The 20,161-nt window shown below is 61.8% G+C and carries 17 protein-coding genes; 16 read left to right on the top strand and 1 reads right to left on the bottom strand.

The window, feature by feature from the left end; translation table 11 throughout:
• The first annotated feature begins 213 nt into the window (after window positions 1-213).
• From glnE to BVH03_RS20840, 15 genes are all read left to right on the top strand, one after another.
• On the top strand, window positions 214-3,159 hold the full coding sequence (glnE, locus tag BVH03_RS20910) for a bifunctional [glutamate--ammonia ligase]-adenylyl-L-tyrosine phosphorylase/[glutamate--ammonia-ligase] adenylyltransferase (RefSeq protein WP_075962973.1): 2,946 nt from the start codon (window positions 214-216) through the stop codon (window positions 3,157-3,159).
• A 43-nt stretch (window positions 3,160-3,202) separates the two neighbouring features.
• Complete coding sequence (gene waaF, locus BVH03_RS20905; RefSeq protein WP_075962972.1) at window positions 3,203-4,240, top strand: lipopolysaccharide heptosyltransferase II; 1,038 nt, start codon at window positions 3,203-3,205, stop codon at window positions 4,238-4,240.
• The gene (gene waaC / locus BVH03_RS20900; RefSeq protein ID WP_075962970.1) at window positions 4,241-5,242 is read left to right on the top strand and encodes a lipopolysaccharide heptosyltransferase I; all 1,002 of its coding nucleotides are present in this window, start codon (window positions 4,241-4,243) and stop codon (window positions 5,240-5,242) included.
• A 20-nt stretch (window positions 5,243-5,262) separates the two neighbouring features.
• Window positions 5,263-6,384 carry a glycosyltransferase family 4 protein gene (locus BVH03_RS20895; RefSeq protein WP_075962969.1) on the top strand — a complete coding sequence of 374 codons (1,122 nt, stop codon included), beginning with the start codon at window positions 5,263-5,265 and terminating at the stop codon, window positions 6,382-6,384.
• A gap of 133 nt (window positions 6,385-6,517) precedes the next feature.
• Window positions 6,518-7,345 (top strand): lipopolysaccharide core heptose(I) kinase RfaP, encoded by an 828-nt coding sequence (gene rfaP, locus BVH03_RS20890; RefSeq protein ID WP_075962968.1) that lies wholly within the window; start codon window positions 6,518-6,520, stop codon window positions 7,343-7,345.
• Window positions 7,342-8,079 carry a lipopolysaccharide kinase InaA family protein gene (locus BVH03_RS20885; RefSeq protein ID WP_075962967.1) on the top strand — a complete coding sequence of 246 codons (738 nt, stop codon included), beginning with the start codon at window positions 7,342-7,344 and terminating at the stop codon, window positions 8,077-8,079. Before rfaP ends, BVH03_RS20885 begins: the two co-directional genes overlap by 4 nt.
• Window positions 8,076-8,825 (top strand): lipopolysaccharide kinase InaA family protein, encoded by a 750-nt coding sequence (locus BVH03_RS20880; protein ID WP_075962965.1) that lies wholly within the window; start codon window positions 8,076-8,078, stop codon window positions 8,823-8,825. The genes BVH03_RS20885 and BVH03_RS20880 overlap by 4 nt, the downstream gene beginning before the upstream one ends.
• Complete coding sequence (locus BVH03_RS20875) at window positions 8,822-10,252, top strand: lipopolysaccharide kinase InaA family protein (RefSeq protein ID WP_075962964.1); 1,431 nt, start codon at window positions 8,822-8,824, stop codon at window positions 10,250-10,252. The genes BVH03_RS20880 and BVH03_RS20875 overlap by 4 nt, the downstream gene beginning before the upstream one ends.
• Window positions 10,253-10,328: 76 nt before the next feature.
• The gene (locus BVH03_RS20870; protein ID WP_075962963.1) at window positions 10,329-12,104 is read left to right on the top strand and encodes a carbamoyltransferase; all 1,776 of its coding nucleotides are present in this window, start codon (window positions 10,329-10,331) and stop codon (window positions 12,102-12,104) included.
• A 2-nt stretch (window positions 12,105-12,106) separates the two neighbouring features.
• Window positions 12,107-13,183, top strand: coding sequence for a polysaccharide pyruvyl transferase family protein (locus BVH03_RS20865; protein ID WP_075962962.1), 1,077 nt, complete (start codon window positions 12,107-12,109; stop codon window positions 13,181-13,183).
• Window positions 13,184-13,417: 234 nt separating this feature from the next.
• Window positions 13,418-14,545, top strand: a complete 1,128-nt coding sequence (locus BVH03_RS20860; RefSeq protein ID WP_075962961.1) for a glycosyltransferase — start codon at window positions 13,418-13,420, stop codon at window positions 14,543-14,545.
• A gap of 19 nt (window positions 14,546-14,564) precedes the next feature.
• Complete coding sequence (locus BVH03_RS20855) at window positions 14,565-15,473, top strand: DUF6625 family protein (RefSeq protein WP_075962960.1); 909 nt, start codon at window positions 14,565-14,567, stop codon at window positions 15,471-15,473.
• Entirely contained in the window at window positions 15,470-16,384 is a 915-nt protein-coding gene (locus BVH03_RS20850; protein WP_256574771.1) for a glycosyltransferase family 2 protein, read from the top strand. Before BVH03_RS20855 ends, BVH03_RS20850 begins: the two co-directional genes overlap by 4 nt.
• A gap of 37 nt (window positions 16,385-16,421) precedes the next feature.
• Window positions 16,422-17,174 carry a glycosyltransferase gene (locus BVH03_RS20845; RefSeq protein WP_218189556.1) on the top strand — a complete coding sequence of 251 codons (753 nt, stop codon included), beginning with the start codon at window positions 16,422-16,424 and terminating at the stop codon, window positions 17,172-17,174.
• 34 nt (window positions 17,175-17,208) lie between these two features.
• The gene (locus tag BVH03_RS20840; protein WP_256574774.1) at window positions 17,209-18,060 is read left to right on the top strand and encodes a glycosyltransferase; all 852 of its coding nucleotides are present in this window, start codon (window positions 17,209-17,211) and stop codon (window positions 18,058-18,060) included.
• On the opposite strand, the gene BVH03_RS20835 is transcribed toward BVH03_RS20840, so the two are convergent.
• Window positions 18,041-19,282, bottom strand: coding sequence for a hypothetical protein (locus BVH03_RS20835; RefSeq protein WP_143486017.1), 1,242 nt, complete (start codon window positions 19,280-19,282; stop codon window positions 18,041-18,043). The genes BVH03_RS20840 and BVH03_RS20835 overlap by 20 nt on opposite strands.
• 23 nt (window positions 19,283-19,305) lie before the next feature.
• Between BVH03_RS20835 and BVH03_RS20830 the strand changes: the two genes are divergently transcribed.
• Complete coding sequence (locus tag BVH03_RS20830; RefSeq protein WP_075962955.1) at window positions 19,306-20,082, top strand: lipopolysaccharide kinase InaA family protein; 777 nt, start codon at window positions 19,306-19,308, stop codon at window positions 20,080-20,082.
• Window positions 20,083-20,161 lie beyond the last annotated feature (79 nt).

Below are 20,161 nucleotides of genomic sequence, written 5' to 3'. Positions count from 1 at the left end.
TTTTTGGGCGGGCACATTAATTCTTGGATGTACCGGTTGGGTAGATCCGGCTTCGTGTAGTTTTACTACATTTCGTCGGCGATTTCAGCTTTCTCGATCGACTCAGTCGTAGCGAAACTACAATCAAATCAGGCGAGAGCCAGAAGCGGCGAGCCTTCGCAGGGTCTGCGCCGGTTTTCCACCAGGCTCGCAGCCCGCCGAAAAGGATAGACCATGAGCTTGCCCGCGCTCGTCTCTTTGCCTGCCACGCTCCACCCCATCGCCCAGCGTGCCGAACAATCGCTCGCCGAGGCGTTCATGGCCTCGTCCGCTGACGCCGCTGCCGCTTTCGTCGCCTGGCCGGCCCAGCGCAAGGAGCACCTGCAGCGCGTGACGGCCGCCAGTGACTTCGTGACGCAGCAGGGCCTGCGCGACCCGCAGATGCTGCTCGACCTGGCCGCCAGCGGCGAGCTGGAACGGCGCCTGGCGGGCGGTGAATTGCGCGCTCAGCTCGCCGAGCAGTTGCAGGCATGCGCGGACGAGAACGCCCTGGCGTGCAGCTTGCGGCGTTTTCGCAACCGCCAGCAGGTGCGCATCATCTGGCGAGACATCAGCCGCCAGGCGGATCTGGTGGAAACCTGTCGCGACCTGTCCGACCTGGCCGATGCCTGCATCGACCTGGCCTATCACTGGCTGTACCCCCGGCATTGCGAGCAATTCGGCATGCCGGTCGGGCGCCGCAGCGGTGAGCCGCAGCACATGGTCATTCTCGGCATGGGCAAGCTCGGCGCCTTCGAGTTGAACCTGTCGTCGGATATCGACCTGATCTTCGGCTACCCGGAGGGTGGCGAGACCCAGGGCGTGAAGCGTCCGCTGGATAACCAGGAGTTCTTCATCCGCCTGGGCCAGAAGCTGATCAAGGCGCTGGACGCCATCACCGTCGACGGCTTCGTGTTCCGTACCGACATGCGCCTGCGCCCCTATGGGTCGAGTGGCGCGCTGGTGTTCAGCTTCAATGCGCTGGAGCAGTACTACCAGGACCAGGGGCGCGACTGGGAGCGCTACGCGATGATCAAGGCGCGGGTGGTCGGCGGCGATCAGCAGGCCGGCGCGCAACTGCTGGAGATGCTGCGCCCGTTCGTCTATCGCCGTTACCTGGACTTTTCCGCCATCGACGCGCTGCGCACCATGAAGCAGCTGATCCAGCAGGAAGTGCGCCGCAAGGGCATGGCCGAGAACATCAAGCTCGGTTCCGGTGGCATTCGTGAGGTGGAGTTCATCGCCCAGGCGTTCCAGCTGATCCACGGCGGCCGTGACCTCAGCCTGCAGCAGCGCTCTTTGCTCAAGGTGCTGCAAACGCTCAAGGATCAGGGCTACCTGCCTGGCCAGGCGGTCGACGAGTTACTCGCCGGCTACGCCTTCCTGCGTTACACCGAACACGCCCTGCAGGCCATCGACGACCGGCAGACGCAGATGCTCCCGGACAACGACCAGGATCGCGCGCGGGTGGCCTTCATGCTCGGCTTCGGTAGCTGGGATGCCTTCCATGAGCGGCTGATGCACTGGCGCGGCCGGGTCGACTGGCACTTCCGCCAGGTCATCGCCGACCCCGACGAGGACCAGGAGGGCGACGAGGAACCCATGGTCGGTGCCGATTGGTTGCCGCTATGGAACGACGACCAGGATGAAGAAGCCGCCTGCCGCCAACTGGCCGAGGCCGGTTTCGCCGACGCGTCGGCCGCCTGGCAGCGGCTGGTGGGGCTGCGCAACGGCAACCAGGTGCGCGCCATGCAGCGTCTGGGCCGTGAGCGCCTGGATGCCTTCATCCCACGGTTGCTGGCCGCTACCGTCGAGCAGGAAAAGCCGGATCTGGTGCTGGAGCGCGTGTTGCCGCTGATCGAGGCGGTTGCGCGCCGCTCGGCTTACCTGGTGCTGCTCACCGAAAACCCCGGGGCCTTGCTGCGGCTGTTGACGTTGTGCGCCGCCAGCCCGTGGATCGCCGAGCAGATCAGCCGCTTCCCGCTGCTGCTCGACGAGCTGCTCAACGAAGGGCGCCTGTTCAGACCGCCCCATGCGCCGGAGCTGGCCGCCGAGCTGCAGGAGCGGCTGACGCGCATTGCCGAGGACGATCTGGAGCAGCAGATGGAGGCGCTGCGTCACTTCAAGCTGGCCCACGGCCTGCGCGTGGCGGCTTCGGAAATCGCCGGCAGCCTGCCGTTGATGAAGGTCAGCGATTACCTGACCTGGCTGGCCGAGGCCATTCTCGACCAGGTAATGGCCCTGGCCTGGCGGCAGATGGTCAGCCGCCACGGCACGCCGCTGCGCGCCGATGGCAGCCCGTGCTCGCCGGACTTCATCATCGTCGGCTACGGCAAGGTCGGCGGCATCGAACTGGGCCACGGCTCGGACCTGGATCTGGTGTTCATCCACGACGGCGACCCGCAGGCCGAGACCGATGGCGCCAAACCCATCGACGGCGCGCAGTTCTTCACCCGCCTGGGCCAGCGCATCATTCACCTGCTGACCGCGCAAACCAACTCCGGCCAGCTCTATGACGTCGACATGCGCCTGCGCCCCTCCGGCGCGGCGGGGTTGCTGGTCAGTTCCCTGGGCGCCTTTCGTCGCTACCAGGAGGGCGAGGCCTGGACCTGGGAGCATCAGGCGCTGGTGCGCGCCCGGGTACTGGTCGGCTGCGAGCGCGTGGGCGCCGCCTTCGCCGAAGTGCGCAGCGCCGTGCTGGGCCGTGAGCGTGATCAGGCCAGGTTGCAGGCCGAGGTCAGCGAGATGCGCGGCAAGATGCGTGACAACCTGGGCAGCCGTGCCACCGCCGCCGGCACGGCGGAGAATGCCTTCGACGCGGCCTCGCCCTTCGACCTCAAGCAGGACGCCGGAGGTATCGTCGATATCGAATTTATGGTGCAATACGCGGCCCTGGCGTGGTCGGAGCAGCACCCGGCGCTGCTCGAATTCACCGATAACATCCGCATTCTGGAAGGCCTGGACCGGCTCGGCCTGCTCCGCGATGGCGAGGCGACCCTGCTGCAGGACGCCTACAAGGCCTATCGCTCGGCAGCCCATCGGCAGGCCTTGCAGAAGCAGCCCGGGATCGTGGGCGGCGACCAGTTTCACGAGCACCGGCGCAATGTGATGCGCATCTGGCGTGAGCTGGGCCTGAGTTGATGGCTGTCGTCCGCCATCGGGCTTCTCTACCGAAACTGAGCTTATGAATATTCTGATCATCGGCCCTTCGTGGGTAGGCGACATGGTGATGGCGCAGACATTGTTCCAGTGTCTGAAGCTGCGTCATCCCGACTGCGCCATCGACGTATTGGCCCCGGACTGGAGTCGGCCGATCCTCGAGCGCATGCCCGAGGTTCGCCAGGCCTTGAGCTTTCCCCTGGGCCATGGCGTGCTGGAACTGGCCACGCGGCGCCGCATCGGCAAGTCCCTGGCCGGCCGTTACGATCAGGCGATCCTGCTGCCCAACTCCATGAAGTCGGCGCTGGTGCCGTTCTTCGCCGGCATCCCGCTGCGCATCGGCTGGAAAGGCGAGATGCGTTACGGCCTGCTCAATGACGTGCGCAAGCTGGACAAGGATCGCTACCCGCTGATGATCGAGCGTTTCATGGCCCTGGCCTATCCGGCTGGCGCCGAGCTGCCGCAGCCGTATCCGCGCCCGTCCCTGCGTATCGACCCGGCGACTCGTGACGCGGCCCTGGCGCATTTCGGTCTCTCCCTGGACCGCCCGGTTCTGGCCCTGTGCCCCGGCGCCGAGTTCGGCGAGGCCAAGCGCTGGCCCTGCGAGCATTACGCCAAGGTTGCCGAGGCGAAGATCCGCGAGGGCTGGCAGGTCTGGCTGTTCGGCTCGAAGAAGGATCACCCGGTGGGCGAGGATATTCGCTCGCGGCTGATTCCCGGCCTGCGCGAGGAGGCCGTCAACCTGTCCGGCGAGACCAGTCTGGCGCAAGCCATCGACCTGCTGTCCTGCGCCGCCTCGGTGGTCTCCAATGATTCAGGGCTGATGCACGTGGCCGCAGCGCTCGACCGTCCGCTGGTGGCGGTGTACGGCTCGACCTCGCCGCAATTCACGCCGCCGCTGGCCGAGCAGGTGGAAATCATCCGCCTGGGCATCGAATGCAGCCCGTGCTTCGAGCGCACCTGCCGCTTCGGTCATTACAACTGCCTGGTGCAGCTCGAGCCACGGGTCGCCGTCGATGCGCTGCAGCGGCTGGTTGGCGAGCCGGTCGAGGTCATGCCCTGAATGCGCGTGCTGGTGATCAAGACCTCATCGCTGGGCGACGTGATTCATACCCTGCCGGCCCTGACCGACGCGGCCCGGGCGATCCCGGGCATCCGGTTCGACTGGGTGGTGGAAGAGGGCTTCGCCGAGATTCCGGCCTGGCATCCGGCAGTGTCCCAGGTGATTCCGGTGGCCATCCGCCGCTGGCGCAAGCACCCGCTGAAAACCCTGCGCAGTGGCGAGTGGACGCGGTTCAAGCAGCGCCTGCGCGAGAGCCATTACGACCTGGTGATCGACGCCCAAGGATTGCTCAAGAGCGCCTGGCTGACCCGCTACGTCGAGGCGCCGGTGGCAGGGCTCGATAAAAAATCTGCCCGCGAGCCTATCGCTGCGCGCTTTTATGATCGCCCCTACAGCGTGCCGCGGGCCCAGCATGCGCTGGAGCGTACCCGTCAGCTGTTCGGCCAGGCGCTGGGCTACAGCGTGCCCGCTGGTCTGGGCGACTACGGGTTGAATCGCGCCCAGCTTGCAGATCCTGCCGCGAGCCCTTATCTAGTGTTCCTGCACGGCACCACCTGGGCCAGCAAGCACTGGCCCGAAGCCTACTGGCGCGAGCTGGCCGAACAGGTCGCCGAGCAGGGCTGGGCGATCCGCCTGCCATGGGGCAACGAAGCCGAGAAGGCGCGCGCGGAGCGCATCGCCGCCGGCATCGAAAACGCCGCCGTGCTACCCAAGCTGAATCTGGCAGGCGTGGCCAAGGTGCTCGCCGGTGCTCGGGCCTGCGTGGCCGTGGACACCGGCCTGGGTCATCTGGCAGCCGCGCTGGATGTGCCGACCGTGTCGCTGTATGGCCCGACCTTGCCGGGCCGGGTGGGCGCCTACGGGCGCTCCCAGGTGCACCTGTGCGCCAGCGGCCCGGATGCGGGCAAGGGTGACCGCGACAAGCCCTGTTTCGATGATTTGAAACCACAACGGGTGTTCACCGAATTACATGCCCTGCTGCTGGACCTGGGGCTGGACTGATGCAAGCGAGCGGAGGGCCGATGCGCCTGGCTTTTATCCTCTACAAGTACTTCCCCTATGGCGGGCTGCAGCGCGACTTCATGCGTATCGCCCTGGAGTGCCAGCAGCGCGGCCACAGCATCCGCGTCTACGCGCCGATCTGGGAAGGTGACGTGCCAGAGGGTTTCGAGGTGGTGGTGGTGCCGGTCAAGGCATTGTTCAACCATCACCGCAACGAGAAGCTCACCGCCTGGGTGCAGGCCGACTTGCGCGAGCGTCCGGTCGACCGCGTGGTCGGCTTCAACAAGATGCCCGGCCTGGACGTCTACTACGCCGCCGACGGCTGCTTTGAAGACAAGGCGCAGACCTTGCGCAACTCGCTGTATCGCCGCTGGGGCCGCTACAAGCATTTCGCCGAGTACGAGCGAGCGGTTTTCGCGCCGGAGTCGAACACCGAGATCCTGATGATTTCCGAGGTGCAGCAGCCGCTGTTCGTCAAGCATTACGGCACACCCGCCGAGCGCTTCCATCTGCTGCCGCCGGGTATCGCCCTGGATCGTCGCGCACCGGCCAACGCGGTTGAAATTCGTGCCGAGTTCCGCCGCGAGTTCGCCCTGGCCGACAGCGACCTGCTGCTGGTGCAGATCGGCTCGGGCTTCAAGACCAAGGGGCTGGACCGCAGCCTCAAGGCGCTGGCCGCCTTGCCGGAAGCATTGAAGAAGCGTACCCGGTTGATGGTCATCGGCCAGGATGACCCAAAGCCGTTCCTGCTGCAGATAAAGGCGCTCGGCCTGAGCGACCAGGTGCAGATTCTCAAGGGGCGCAGCGATATTCCGCGCTTTCTGCTCGGCGCCGACCTGCTGATCCACCCGGCCTACAACGAAAACACCGGCACCGTGCTGCTCGAGGCGCTGGTCGCCGGGCTGCCGGTGCTGGTCACCGATGTCTGTGGCTACGCCCATTACATCAGGGATGCCGACGCCGGCCGCGTGGTGCCCAGCCCGTTCGAGCAGTCCACGCTGAACCGCCTGCTGGCCGAAATGCTGGCCGACGACGCTGCGCGCGCGAGCTGGAAGCAAAATGGCCTGGCCTATGCCGACACGGCCGATCTGTACAGCATGCCGCAGCGGGCTGCGGATGTGATTCTGGCAGCGCACGGGTGAGCAATCCAATCGCTTTGGCAACCATCGATCTCGTAGGGGCGTCGCCCTCGGCGCGTTGCACCCGTGATCGTTCCACAAGGCTCGCATTGCCTTCAGCATTCGCCGCGAGACCGCGGCTTCTACAGGGAGGCCTATGCGCCTGATTCTTGCTGAACCATTCAAGTCCCTATGGGACGGCAAGGATGCCTTTGAAGCGGTCGAGGGCCTGCAGGGACAGGTGTACCGCGAACTCGAGGCGCGTCGCACGCTGCGCACAGAGGTGAATGGCCAGGGCTATTTCGTGAAGATTCACCGTGGCGTGGGTTGGGGTGAAATCGTCAAGAACCTGATCACCGCCCGTCTGCCAGTGCTGGGGGCGGGGCAGGAGTGGACGGCCATCCAGCGTCTGCACGAAGCCGGTGTGTCGACCATGACCGCAGTGGCTTACGGCGAGCGCGGGAGCAACCCGGCGCAGCAGCATTCGTTCATCATCACCGAAGAGTTGGCGCCCACCGTCGACCTTGAGCAATTGACGCTGACCTGGCTCGAACAGCCGCCAGCGCTGCTGCTGAAACGGGCGCTCGTTCGCCGCGTAGCGCAAATGACCGGGCGCATGCATGCCGCCGGCGTGAACCACCGGGACTGCTACATCTGCCACTTTCTGTTGCATACCGACAAGCCTTTCGATGCCGACGATTTCCGCCTGTCGGTGATCGATCTGCATCGCGCCCAGGTGCGTAATGCCGTACCGAAACGCTGGCGCAACAAGGACCTGGCTGGTCTGTATTTCTCGGCCTTGCATATTGGTCTCAGCAGGCGCGATCTGCTGCGCTTCATCAAAATATATTTTGGCGTTGTCGACAGCCGCCCCCTGCGTCAGATCCTGCACGACGAGGCCACCCTGCTGCGCTGGTTACAGGGCAAGGCCGACCGCCTGCGCGCGCGTTACGCGCGCAAGTACCAACCGGAGGGTGGAGCATGAGTCAGTGGCGCGTCACCGCCTTGGCCTCGCCAGAGGCGGCCAGGGCATTCGCTTCGCTTGATGCGGTCTTTGCCCTGCAGGGCGAGGCCATTACCCACGATCCGTTGTCGGACGTTATTCGTGTGGAGTTCGATGGGCTGCGTTACTACGTCAAGCGCTACCACGGTGCCGGCAAGGGCGCTCGGCGCTTCGTTGGCCGGCCGCGGGTCAAGGCCGAGTGGCAGAACCTCAAGCATTTCGCGAGCTGGGGCATTCCCACTGCCCCTGTCGCCGCTTACGGGCTGGAGCGCAAGGGGGCGGCCTTTCACCGAGGTGCACTGATTACCCAGGAGCTGGTCGATACCACGGACATGTGGCGGCTCGCCTCCTCGGGTGACGCGCGCCTGCGTGACCGGGCCTGGGTCGACGATGTCAGCTGTCAGCTGGCGCGTGCCACGCGCATTCTGCATGATCATCATTTCGCTCATAACGACCTGAAGTGGCGCAATCTCCTGGTCGACGAGCACCGCCGTCTGTACTTCATCGACTGCCCGACCGGTGCATTCTGGCGAGGGCCGTTTTTGCGTCGGCGCATCGTCAAGGATCTCGCCTGTCTGGACAAGGTGGCCAAGTACCACCTGTCGCGCACCCAGCGCCTGCGTTTCTACTTGCAGTACCGGGGGCGTGAACGGCTCAACGACAGCGACAAACAGCGTATCGGCCAGATCGTGCGGTACTTCGAGGGAAGAGAATGAAGGACTTTATCGACCGCGATGATCAAGCGCTGCTCGAACGTCATGGGCTAGCCAGTTTCGAGGCGCTCTGGACGCTCGAATTGCATGCGGTCGACGAGCCCAACCAGGCGCCGCGCGGCGGCTGGAGCACGGTCTATCGACTCGATCTGGAAGGCCATGGCTATTACCTCAAGCGCCAGAGCAACTACCTGACGCACAGCCTGGAGCGCCCCTGGGGTGAGCCGACGCTGGCGCGGGAGTTTCGCAACATCCGCCGGTACCGGCGCCTGGACATTCCGGCGATGAGCGCCGCGTTCTACGCCGAGCGGCGCATCGCCGGTGAGCGCCGGGCCGTTCTGCTGACCCGCGCGCTGGATGGTTGGCGCGACCTCGACAGCTGGTTGCCCGAATGGCATCAACTTGCAGTGGAACAGCGCCAGGCGATCGTGAGTGCTTGCGGGCGTCTGGCTCGGCGCGTGCACGAGAAGGGCCAGGTGCATGGTTGTTTCTACCCCAAACATATCTTCCTGCAACCGCGGGATGGAGGTTTTGCGGCGCAACTGATCGATCTGGAGAAGACCCGGCCGCTGTTTCTCGGCGAGCGTGACAGGGTCAAGGACATCGAGCCGTTGCTGCGTCGCACCAACCCCTGGAATGAAGTGGATCACCGGGGTTTCCTGACGGCCTACCTGGGCAGCGGGCAGCATGTGGAACACTGGTCGCAGCGCCTTACAGCGCGTTTGAAGGACAAGGCCCAACGCCCATGAAACTGGTTCACCTCAACGAGGCAGGGCGCAGCCCTGCGCTGCCGCTGCCGATCGACCTGCCGGGCGGTGCGTCGCTTGAATTGCAGAGCCTGCTGCGTGTCCTGCCGGGGCAGCGTTACGTCGGTGGGGCGCAATGGCAGGGGCGCCAGGTGCTCGCCAAGATGCTGGTCGGCAGCAAGACCGAGCGGCATTTCGCCCGGGAACTGCAGGGTGCCCAACTGCTGGCGGACCAAGGATTGTGCACCCCCTTGCTGCTCGATCATGGCGTATCGGCGGGCGAGGGCGGCTGGCTGTTGTTCGAGTTCCTGGAGGGTGCCCGCAGCCTGGCGGATGACTGGCAGGCCGCCGCTGACCAGCCCTGGCTGAGCGATACGCAGCAGCAGGTGCTGGGCGAGGCGCTTGGCGTCATCGGCCAGCTTCATCGTCGTGGGTTGTGGCAGGAAGACTTGCACCTGGACAACCTGCTGCGCCATGACGGGCGTCTGTACCTCATCGATGGTGGCGGCATTCGCGCAGAGACGCCGGGGCAAGCCCTGTCCCGAGCCCGCGTGCTGGAAAACCTGGGGCTGTTCTTCGCGCTCTTCCCCCGCGCCATCGACGACTTCATCGAAGAATTGTTGGTCCACTACCTGCTGGCCAACGGCGAGCATGCGCTGCCGCTGGAGGCCCTGCTCAAGGCCGTGGCCAAAGCGCGCGAGCTGCGCCTTCACACGTTCATGGCCAAGATCCAGCGTGAGTGTACGGCGTTCCGCGTCTGGAGCGGGCCGTCGCGCCTGCAGGTGGTCAGGCGTGAAGAAGCCACGGCGCTGGCGCCCCTTCTTGCCGACCCCGACGCGGCGATCGCGGCAGGCGAGCCACTCAAACTGGGCGGTTCCTCGACCGTGGCCCGCGTCCAGCAGGCTGGTCGGCAATTGGTCATCAAGCGCTACAACATCAAGGGTTTCGGCCATTGGTTGCGGCGTTTCTGGCGGCCTAGCCGGGCCTGGCACAGCTGGTGCGAAGGCAACCGCCTGGATTTTCTCGGTATCGCCACGCCCAGGCCGCTGGCCGTGCTGGAGCGGCGTACGCTGTGGTTGCGCCGCCAAGCCTATCTGATTACCGAACACACCCCGGGTATGGATATAATCGCCCGTTTCGCGCCGTGCGGGGCGGATGAGCTGCCGCCAGAGGCGGACTTGCAGGCGTTGGAAGCGTTGTTCGCAGCGCTGTTGCGCGAGCGCATCAGCCATGGCGATTGCAAGGGCAACAATATTCTCTGGCAGGATGGCCGTTGGGCGCTGATCGATCTGGATGCCATGCAGTTCCATGGCCAGGCCAGCAGCTTCAAGGCCGCCTATGCACGTGATCGCGCGCGCCTGCTGCGCAACTGGGCCGCCGACAGCGCCCTGTATCGTGAACTCGACCGGCGCTTGCCAACATATATTTGAGCCTTCCGAACAAGGCTCAGCGAAATCAAACCGTATCGGTTGTCGACCCAGGCAGCCGCGTTAAGAGGCTTTACCCGTGGCATTGACGATTCTTGGCCTGTCCGGCGCCCTCAGTCATGACCCCTCCGCGGCGTTGTACATCGACGGCAAGTTGATTGCAGCGGCTGAAGAAGAGCGCTTCGTGCGTGACAAGCACGCGAAGAATCGCATGCCCTACGAGTCGGCCAAGTTCTGCCTGGAGCAGGCTGGTATCAAACCCGCGGACGTCGATGTGGTGGCGATTCCCTTCGCGCCCATCAGCCTGTTCGGCAAGGCGCGCTGGCACTACGCCAAGCGTTACTGGTATGCACCGGATCGCGCCCTCGACGCGATCCTGATGGGCAACCGCCGCTACAAGCGCTATCGCAAGAAAATCGTCTGGTGCCTGGAGCAGCTGGGCTTCGACGCCAAGAAGGTCAAGATCGAGCCGGTCGAGCACCATTTGGCGCATGCGGCCAGCGCCTACCACTGCTCGGGTTTCACCGAGAAAACCGCCATCCTCGGTATCGACGGCAAGGGTGAGTACGCCACCACCTTCTTCGGGTATGGCGAAAACGGCCGTATTCACAAGATCAAGGAATTCTTTGACCCGGACTCCCTGGGTGGCCTGTATGGCGCGGTCACCGAGTTCCTCGGTTTCGAGATGCTCGACGGCGAGTTCAAGGTCATGGGCATGGCGCCCTATGGCGATGCCAGCAAGTACGATTTTTCCCGCCTGGCCAAGTTCGAGAACGGCGAGCTGGTGATCAATACCGACTACGCCAACGTCATCGGCCTGCGCCGCCACAAGGAAAAGGGCAAGGGCTTCTACTTCTCGCCCAAGCTGATCGAGTGGCTGGGGCCCAAGCGCGAAGGCGACATTGCCGACGACCCGTACATCCACTACGCCGCCAGCATGCAAGCGCTGTTCGAGAAGCTGGCGCTGGAGATGATGGATTACTACCTCGGCGACATTCTCCGCGAAACCGGCAAGATCGCCTTCGCCGGCGGTTGCGCGCTGAACGTCAAGCTCAACCAGAAGATCATCGCCCGTCCCGAGGTCAAGGAACTGTTCGTGCAACCGGCCTCCGGTGATGCCGGTACTTCGGTCGGTGCCGCTGCCTACGTTTCCCACAAGCGTGGCGTGCCCGTGGAGAAGATGGAGCACGTCTATCTCGGCCCGGCCTATTCCAACGAAGACGTCATTGCCGCCTGCGCTCGCCACCCGAACGCGCCGAAATGGCAGAAGATCGACGACATGCCGCAGCGTATCGCGCAAATCATGGTCGATGGCAACCCGGTCGCCTGGTTCCAGGGGCGTATGGAATTCGGCCCGCGCGCCCTGGGTGGCCGCTCGATCATCGGTTGCCCGAGCATTCCCGGCGTGGCCGACCGCATCAACGAACAGATCAAGTTCCGCGAGCGCTGGAGACCTTTCTGCCCCTCGATGCTCGACACCGTCGCCGAGCAGATGCTCAAGGTCGATCACCCGAGCCCGTTCATGACCTTCACCTTCGAAGTCAACGACGAGTGGAAAGAGCGCGTCAGCGAAGTCGTCCACGAAGACGGCACCTCTCGCGCCCAGGTGCTCAAGCGCGAGTACAACCCGCGCTGGTACGACCTGATGCTGGAGCTGGAACGACTGACCGGCAACGGCGTGTCGCTGAATACCTCGCTGAACCGTCGTGGCGAACCGATGATCTGCTCGCCTACCGACGCCCTGAACATGTTCTACGGCTCGGACCTGCAGTACCTGATCATGGAAGACATTCTGGTGATCAAGGACGACGTGACTGCGTCGAACGATGAGTTGCTCGGCAGCGTGGAGCCTTAGGTTTGGATGGCAACCAAGCAGTTTTGAAGGCGCTGTTGTTCAACGACACGTCTTCAGAGGGGCACCACGGTTGTCATTTGGTGATGCAGCAGATTTACACGCTGGCCGAGCAGGCTGGCCTGGAGATCTTGCGTTCCTGCCCGATGCACCATGACTGGCAGACAGATGATCAGCTACAAAGCGACATCCGCGCGGCTGATATCTGCCTGGTCAACGGCGAAGGCACCATGCACGACGACGCGCCGCTGGCCCTGCGTTATGGAGCGTTGGCACGGTATTGCCGGGAACATGGCGTGCCATGTTTTCTGATCAATTCAGTTTGGCAGAACAATGTTCGGCTCAATGCCGATGCGCCTCTGTTTACCCGTGTGTTCGTGCGAGACGTGCTGAGTCAGGCCGCGCTGGATGAGATCGGCGTGTCGGCCGAGGTGGTTCCGGATCTCACGCTGACTTATCGGTATGAGGGCGCTACTCCCAATCGTCGGGGGCTGTTGATCAACGGTAGCGTACTCACGGAGCGCTTGCGCGAGGCGTGGCGGATCAGCTGTACCAATGCGCGTCTGCGTTATGTCAGCATCCGCACCGTTGCGCCTCTGCAGCTGGGAAAAGGTTTCGATGTCTATCTACGCAAGAATCTGCGCAAACGGCTGAAGGCTTATCGGCGTATCGCGGCCAGTTATCTGCATCGCTATCCAGCCGAACTGCCCAATTCCCTAATAGACAGGTTGCGCTGGCGCTACGCCGTGCTCGCTCCGCTTCGCTTTCTCGCTCTGTTGCGCCGTTCGGAGGGAGTGGTCACTGGCCGTTTTCATCTGGTGACCTTGTGCCTAGTCACCGGAACCCCGTTCTATGCCATTCCCTCGAATACCCACAAGATCGAAGCCTTACTACGGCAAGTCGGGTTGATCGAGCGCCTGCGTCTCTCTTACGAGCAGGCCGTTGCTGATGCGCACTGCGTCGCATTCAGCAAAACAGAGCAAGCGCTTATCGAGAGCTTCCTGCACAAGGCCCGCCAGCAAGCTGACGCGATGTTCGCCCAGATGGCTCAAATTGCTCGAAATCAACGCGCGTCGCATTAATACGCAAAGCTGCACCCGTGGGTTTTCTATGTGACCGATCGGTCAGAAACCCATGCTGTGCGCCGCCCGTCAGGTACATTGAACCATGTTGACTCATGCATCTCCGACCTCAATGGTCGAGGTTTCGCCTGCCCTGATTTTTAGGCGTTGACGTCTGATTTCCGGCTGCAGCCGATGCGACTTTCACGGGTGCTTACCCGTATCTGAATCGTTGCCGTGATGAGAGTTGGATTAATGAATACTAATAATATGAGCCAGGCATGGGTGCTGCAGATCTGCCATGGCTATGAAGGTCCGTTTCTCGATTGTGCCCGCCAATACGCCGTGCTATTCGCCGATACGCCCTACAAGGTCCTGACGGTTTATCTGAGTGGTAAATACGACGCGCAGGTAGAGGCCGAGTCCGCTTCCGATGAAGTGGTCTTTCTCGAATACAGCAGCAAGGCGCTCAGAGGGCTGAAGCTCGGCGCGATCCGCGCCATTCGCCACCTCGTTTCTGAGCGTAACTTCGCGCTTTGCATTGCCCATCGCTTCAAACCGACCTATATCGCTTGCCTAGCCACGCGGCTACCCGTCATTGGCGTGAACCATGCCTTCGGTGTCTATCGCAGGCGATTTCGCCAATGGTTCGCCAATGCGTTCAGCAAGCGCTTGATGCTCCTCGGCGTGTCCAATGCAGTGCGCGACGATCTGCGTGCGAGCCTGCCTGCATGGCCTGACTCACGTATCGAAACCTTGTACAACCGCATCGATATCGACGCCTTGAAGGCGCAACAGGTGACGCGCGAGAGCGCCAGGGAGCACCTTGGCCTGCCTCAGGATGTCTGGGTCGTCGGCAACGTCGGGCGTTTGCATCCGGACAAGGATCAGGAAACGCTGATTCGCGGCTTTGCCAAGGCTCTACCGGATTTGCCTGCGGGCAGCCTGCTGGTGATCGTCGGCCGTGGTCGTCTGGAAGCCAGGTTGCGAGCATTGGCTGAAGAATTGGGCATCGAGCATGCTGTACGATTGCTCGGGCAGATCCCCAATGCCAAATACTATTTCAAGGCATTCGACGTATTTGTCTTGACCTCGGATCATGAACCCTTCGGCATGGTACTCCTGGAGGCGATGGTGGCGGGGATACCGCTCATCTGTTCTGATTGCGGGGGCGGACGTGAAGTGGTCGATAGCGTCGGCATACTGTTCCCTCAAGGCCAAATCGATGCCCTTTCGCAGAAAGTCGCAGCGGTTTGTGCTTCGCAAGAAGTTGAACTTAAGAGCTGCCGATCATCAATGGTTGCTCGCTTGAACGATCAGTTTTCGGATCGGGCTGTCGAGTCCCGTTTTTGGGCCTTGCCCTTTCTCACCCATTTATCCTGACTGATCTGGAAGCGTATTGATGTCTTTACCGCAAGCCGCTGAAAACGGTTTACCACGTATCCGTTTCATCATCCCGTATTTTGGGCGGTGGCCATTCTGGTTTGCGTTTTTTTTAGAAAGCTGCCGACGTAATCCGAGCATCGACTGGCTGCTGTTCACGGATTGCGAAGTGCCTGAGCAAGCACCTGAAAACGTGCAGTTCGTGCTGATCTCTTATTCAGATTATTGCGCGAAAGTTTCTGAACGGCTGGGTATCGATTTTCACCCTAGCAATGCGTACAAGCTCTGCGACATAAAGCCAGCTCTGGGTGCCGTGCATCAGGACGTGTTGGAAGGCTACGACTTCTGGGCGTTTGGTGACATCGACGTCGTTTACGGAGACCTGCGCAGGTATTTCACTGCGCAACGCTTGAGCACCAAAGACTTGTTTGCCACTCACCCGCGTCGTATTTCAGGTCACTTGTGTTTATTACGAAACACGCCGCTCATGCGTAATGCTTTTCGGCGAATACCCGGTTGGCAGGAACGTTACGAGGACGAGAAACACCAGGCTTTGGACGAGGGCGCATTCAGCCGCCTGTTCATCCGCCACAAGAACTGGCCTGAGCCGTTGCGTCGGCTCGCTTCTCGGTTCAATTCCTGGAGCAGGCGCAGCGAGTTCATTGAGGCACATAGCACCTACACGCTCCACGCCGATGGCCGTCGGGTTGTTGCGGATAGCTGGTTCTATCGGAGTGGACGGTTGACCAATAGCGAGCAAGGCGAACAGATTCTTCCGTATCTACATTTCATGATGTGGAAGAACGTGGATTGGAAAGGTCAGCTCCCGGAAGAACTGCTAGGGCCAGCGAACCTGCATCTTGCAGATTCCTGGCGGATCGATACCCGGGGCTGGCATGCATGGCCGCAGCAGGAGGCTGGGGCGTGAGTGTCTTGGATCGACCGCTCGTTTCAGTAATCGTGCCTTGTTATAACTATGCCGCCTATGTCGCCGATGCGCTGCGCAGCGTCTTGTCCCAGGATTACGAGAACTTCGAGTTGATCGTCATCGATGACGGTTCTCGTGATGACAGCGCCAAGGTGATCGAGCAGGTTCTGCAGGCTCATCGTCAGTCGAGCAAAGTGAAGCGAATCGAGTTCGTCAGGCAGGAAAATCAAGGCGTCAGTGCCGCGTTGAATACCGGCCTGGCCCTGGCTGGCGGGGTTTTCGTGGCGACCTTCGATGCTGACGATGTGATGCCGGCTGGCCGCTTGGCGCTGCAGGCTGCCTACCTCGAAGGGCATCCCGAGGTAGGGTGCCTGGGAGGCGTGGCGGTGAGGATCGACGAGCACGGTACGATCCTGCCCAAAAGGGACAAGAAACGGTTGGTTCGTCGCTACGATTTCCACGAAGCGCTAGCCGCTGCGCTCGTCGTGGGCGGCAACATCGCCGTCTATCGGCGTGACGCCATGCACGCTGTTGGCGGCTACGATCCAGCGATCAAAGTGCAGGATTTCCAGATGACGCTAAAGATCGCGCATGCGGGAAGTTACGTGGATGTACTGCCTGACGTGGTGACGCTCTACCGTAAACATCCACACAGTTTGTCGAAGCAATACAAGTCTGAATATGACTATGGAATGCAGGTGATAGCGGCATACCGCGATCATCCAGCTTATCCCTCTGCCAAGGCACGGCTGATTACCAAGGCGTTACGTATGGCCGTCACCGATGACAAGGCATATGCCTGGCAGCTGTTGCGTCAGGTTCCGCTCAGGCAATGGGACCGGCAGTTACTCAAGCGAATGAGGCACCTGCTTTTGAAGAAGGGCAGGCTAGAGAGAACAGAGCATGTGTGAAGTGCGAGTACCATCAGATCAAGCTGTTGTTATAGACGTGGTAATACTCAGCTTTGCCAAAGACGCGGCCCTGCGTCAGGTCACCGAGCACTGCCTCGATACGCTGTTGGCATCCGAAGACCCGGAGCGTATTCGGCTACGCATCTGGGTGCTCGAGTCCAATGCCCAGGCACCGACCTATGCGCAGCCAGGGGTTGCAACGCTCTATCCCGAGGCGCCCTTCAACTACCACGCCTATATGAACATCGGTATCCGCAAAGGGCAGGCGCCGTTCGTGGCCATCTGCAACAACGATCTCTCTTTCCATCCCGGCTGGGCTTCGGAGCTGCTACGGGTGTTCGAGCAGGATCCGAGCGTCAGCAGTGCCAGCCCGGCCTGCTCCCTGCATCATCCGCGTAATGGTTTCGCGCTCAACAGCGGTGTTTACCCAGGCTATGGGGTGCTGAAGGAAATTTCCGGATGGTGCCTGGTTTTTCGCCGCTCCATCCTGGAGGTGATCGGCGCTCTGGATGAGCGGTTCTTCTTCTGGTACGCGGACAATGACTATGCGCTGACGCTCCAGTCCAAGGGGTTACGGCATGTGCTGGTCACCTCTTCGGTGGTCGATCATCTCGACAGCCGCACGCTGCGTACACACACCTCGGCTCGTCAGTGGTTGATGACCAAGCGCGCCAAATACACCTTCGAGGAAAAATGGCTGGGTCGCAGCAAGGGCTACCTGATGCGCAAGAAACTCAAGCTATACCTCAAGTTTCCACTCTATTACCTGGGGCTGAAGCAAGTTAAATGAACGACCGTTTTTCGGGGTGCCCGAGTTGATCTCCGTGATCATCTGCAGTGCTCAGCCCGCCCGCTTACAGGCAGTGGCCCTCAATATCGAGGCCACGATCGGTGTCGAATACGAACTGATCGCCGTGGACAACAGCATTGAGGGCCGAGGCATTTGCGCGGTCTACAATGAGGGCGCCTCCAAGGCGTGCCATCCGTTCCTGTGCTTCGTGCATGAGGACGTGGAGTTCCTGAGTCAGGGCTGGGGCGCGCGGGCGCTCGCTCATTTTTCGCAAGACGAGAGCCTTGCCCTCGTCGGCCTGGCAGGGAGTCGTTACAAGCCGGCAACACCTTCCGGTTGGCACAGCGGTGATGATGATGATCTGTGTATCAACGTGTTGCACGGTGCGTCGAGCGTGCGTGCCAGCGCTGCTTTTGCCAAGCCTGCCGACAGTGGATCGAACCGCTGCGTGCCGGTCGTCGCGCTGGATGGCGTCTGGCTGTTCGCCCGTCATTCGGCGTGGGCTGCAACGCGCTTTGATGAGCGCTTAGAGGGCTTTCATTTCTATGACGTCGATTTCAGCCTACGGGTCGCCCAGCAGGGCAAGGTCGCCGTCGTTTACGATATCGAGCTTTTACATTTTTCCCTTGGCAGCTTTGCTGAGGCCTGGGCCAGGCAGGCGCTCGCCTATGCCGCTGCGGCACCAGTGGCGCTGCCGTTTTCTTGCGGCGCAGCCCTGAATCCAGGCCGGACGCGCCGCAAGGAAGAGGCGGCAGTGCGTTACTGGCTGCGCTTGCTGAGGCGAGCGCAACTGCCATGGGGGTTGCGGGTTCGCTGGCTCCGGGCTGTCGGTGTTCTGCGCTACCCCGCCCAGTGGCGCGTGGCGCTCAAGCTTCTGCTGCGTTGATGATTTCAGCATAGCGAAAGCAGGACGCCCCCAGGATGTATTCGGCAAGCTGGCGCGTGTCGATAGGGGCATCGGCGAGTTGCACCAGCTCATCGGCATTGGAAAAGCTGGGTATGCCTTCGGCTACCAGGTTCAGGCTCTGTGCTTGGAACAGCGCGCAAGGTACGCCGAACAGCATGGCTTCAAACAGGCTGGTAGTATTGAACCCGATTGCCAGGTCGTAATGTCCGGCACGCAGCGCATGCGCGAGGGTTGGGCTGTCGTCGAGCGAGGCGCTTGATGGCAGGGCAGCCATCAATGCTGCGTCTTTGGCGAGCAGCGGATGCAGGCGTACCGTCAGCCGGTAACGCGGAGTCAGCGAGGCCAGTAGATGGAGCAGTTCGATGCTGTCGCCCACATAGCGTTTGCCCGGCAGCACGCAAAGAAGCTGTTTGTCCGCCTGCTTCGATGCTGTTGAAGCGGTTTGGGGCTCGGGTGGATCGATATAGCCTGCGACCTGCATCTGGTAATCGGGCGTGCGGCCAATTTCATGGTGGAATGCAGCAATTTCGGCGCGGCAGAACTCGCTCCAGACCAGCAAGGTGCTGGCCGTGACGTTTTCATAATTGATGATGTCGATCGGTCGTTCGCCGCGATAACGATGATACAGCCCGTGCTGCAGCGAGTAGGTCGGCAGGCCGTGGTGCCGGCAGGCGGTGACCAGAAAACACTCGGGAATGTTGGCGCTGTTGAAGCTGACCAGTGAAGTCAGTTGCTGGGGGATCCGCAACCTGTCGATGGCTCTGAAGTGCTTGATGGTATGGCACAGCGCGCTGAATACGTAGAACTGCAGCAGCAGGGGCAACGAACAGCACCGTGTTATCCTCCAGGCTGCGTACATGGCGCGCCAATCCAGGGATTTGCTGGCGTCCTCCCTAATGGCGGGCATGTAGCTGATGTTCCGGCGTTGTTTTTCGCTGAGCCGGTTGCCGATGCCCAGGGCCAGCCTGGTCTGATCGTCGCGATCGCAATGCCAGATGTACGCGTCACCCTTCAGCTGATCATGGTGGCGGTAACGCGGGGTCAGGCGAATCAACTTGAAGGCGCTGCGGATCTTCTTACGGGTCGAGCGCTTGTCGAACAGCAGATGCGCCAACACGGCTGCCGTAGGGTTGCAGAGGTTGTAGCCACCATAAGTGGCCATCCTGAGCTTTTCTTTTGTCTGGGCGTAGAGGCTGTACATGAACCGGTCCATGGGGCAGCGGCATGCTGCACTGCAAGCACCTGATGCTCGCGGGGAGGCTTGAGGTGGGCAAAACGCTAGTCTTTCAAAATGAGCGCATCGGGCGCAAACAGATCCGAGCATTGAGAGGGCTTCTCGTCGATCTCGTCGACTTCGCACCTGGCCGTGCGGTTGCCCGTATCGGTCATGGAGACGAAGCCCTGTTCGTCAAACGCTATCGGCGATCCATGAAACCCTGGTGGAAGCGAATTCTACGCCGGCCCTACCAGTCTCCATTGCACAATGAGGCGATGCTGCTCGCCAGGCTGAAAAAGCTCGGTTTTCCTGCGCCTGAACCTTTGCTGTATACGGAATCGCGTCATCCAGAGTTTCATGAAAGTCTGTTATTCACACGCTTTTTGCCAGGCGTGCCGCTGGCTACCCTGACGGGGGAGACATTGCAGCGAGGCGCGCACCAGGCGCTGGGCCTGCTTGGTCAGCTGCATAGTCATGGATTCGCTCACGGCGACTGTAATCCGTACAATTTTCTGGTGGCCGAGCAGGCATATCTGCTGGATTTCGAGCGGGCTGAGGATTTCAGCCGTGCAGCTGGCATCGACGACTTCAAGAAGATCATGCTGCGTCTGCGTGACCTGGGGTTGAGCGACAGCGTGCTCGAGGCGCTTGCCGCACGCTACGCCTCAGCGACTGACTCGCCGGTATTAGATGCCCAGGCGATGCTGGCCGAGTTGCAAGGGTTGAGTGTGGTTCGCAAGCCAACACGCTGGCGCCCGCCGCAGCAGCTGCAAGGCTCGCTCTGAACAGCTAGTCATCGTAATCAGGCATTCAGGGAGCGCGGCTCGCTGGTTTTAAGGCGCATTTGGTTGCGGGTTGCCTGGT

Source organism: Pseudomonas sp. PA15(2017) (genome assembly GCF_001945395.1).
In the GTDB taxonomy this organism is placed as follows: Bacteria; Pseudomonadota; Gammaproteobacteria; order Pseudomonadales; family Pseudomonadaceae; genus Aquipseudomonas.
The sequence above is the reverse complement of the archived record's forward strand: the minus strand, read 5'-3'. Positions and strand labels throughout refer to the sequence as shown.

Coding starts and splice junctions, on each gene's coding strand:
- glnE (WP_075962973.1), top strand. CDS start 214: ATGAGCTTGCCCGCGCTCGTCTCTTTGCCTGCCACGCTCCACCCCATC.
- waaF (WP_075962972.1), top strand. CDS start 3,203: ATGAATATTCTGATCATCGGCCCTTCGTGGGTAGGCGACATGGTGATG.
- waaC (WP_075962970.1), top strand. CDS start 4,241: ATGCGCGTGCTGGTGATCAAGACCTCATCGCTGGGCGACGTGATTCAT.
- BVH03_RS20895 (WP_075962969.1), top strand. CDS start 5,263: ATGCGCCTGGCTTTTATCCTCTACAAGTACTTCCCCTATGGCGGGCTG.
- rfaP (WP_075962968.1), top strand. CDS start 6,518: ATGCGCCTGATTCTTGCTGAACCATTCAAGTCCCTATGGGACGGCAAG.
- BVH03_RS20885 (WP_075962967.1), top strand. CDS start 7,342: ATGAGTCAGTGGCGCGTCACCGCCTTGGCCTCGCCAGAGGCGGCCAGG.
- BVH03_RS20880 (WP_075962965.1), top strand. CDS start 8,076: ATGAAGGACTTTATCGACCGCGATGATCAAGCGCTGCTCGAACGTCAT.
- BVH03_RS20875 (WP_075962964.1), top strand. CDS start 8,822: ATGAAACTGGTTCACCTCAACGAGGCAGGGCGCAGCCCTGCGCTGCCG.
- BVH03_RS20860 (WP_075962961.1), top strand. CDS start 13,418: ATGAATACTAATAATATGAGCCAGGCATGGGTGCTGCAGATCTGCCAT.
- BVH03_RS20855 (WP_075962960.1), top strand. CDS start 14,565: ATGTCTTTACCGCAAGCCGCTGAAAACGGTTTACCACGTATCCGTTTC.
- BVH03_RS20835 (WP_143486017.1), bottom strand. CDS start 19,282: ATGTACAGCCTCTACGCCCAGACAAAAGAAAAGCTCAGGATGGCCACT.
- BVH03_RS20830 (WP_075962955.1), top strand. CDS start 19,306: ATGCTGCACTGCAAGCACCTGATGCTCGCGGGGAGGCTTGAGGTGGGC.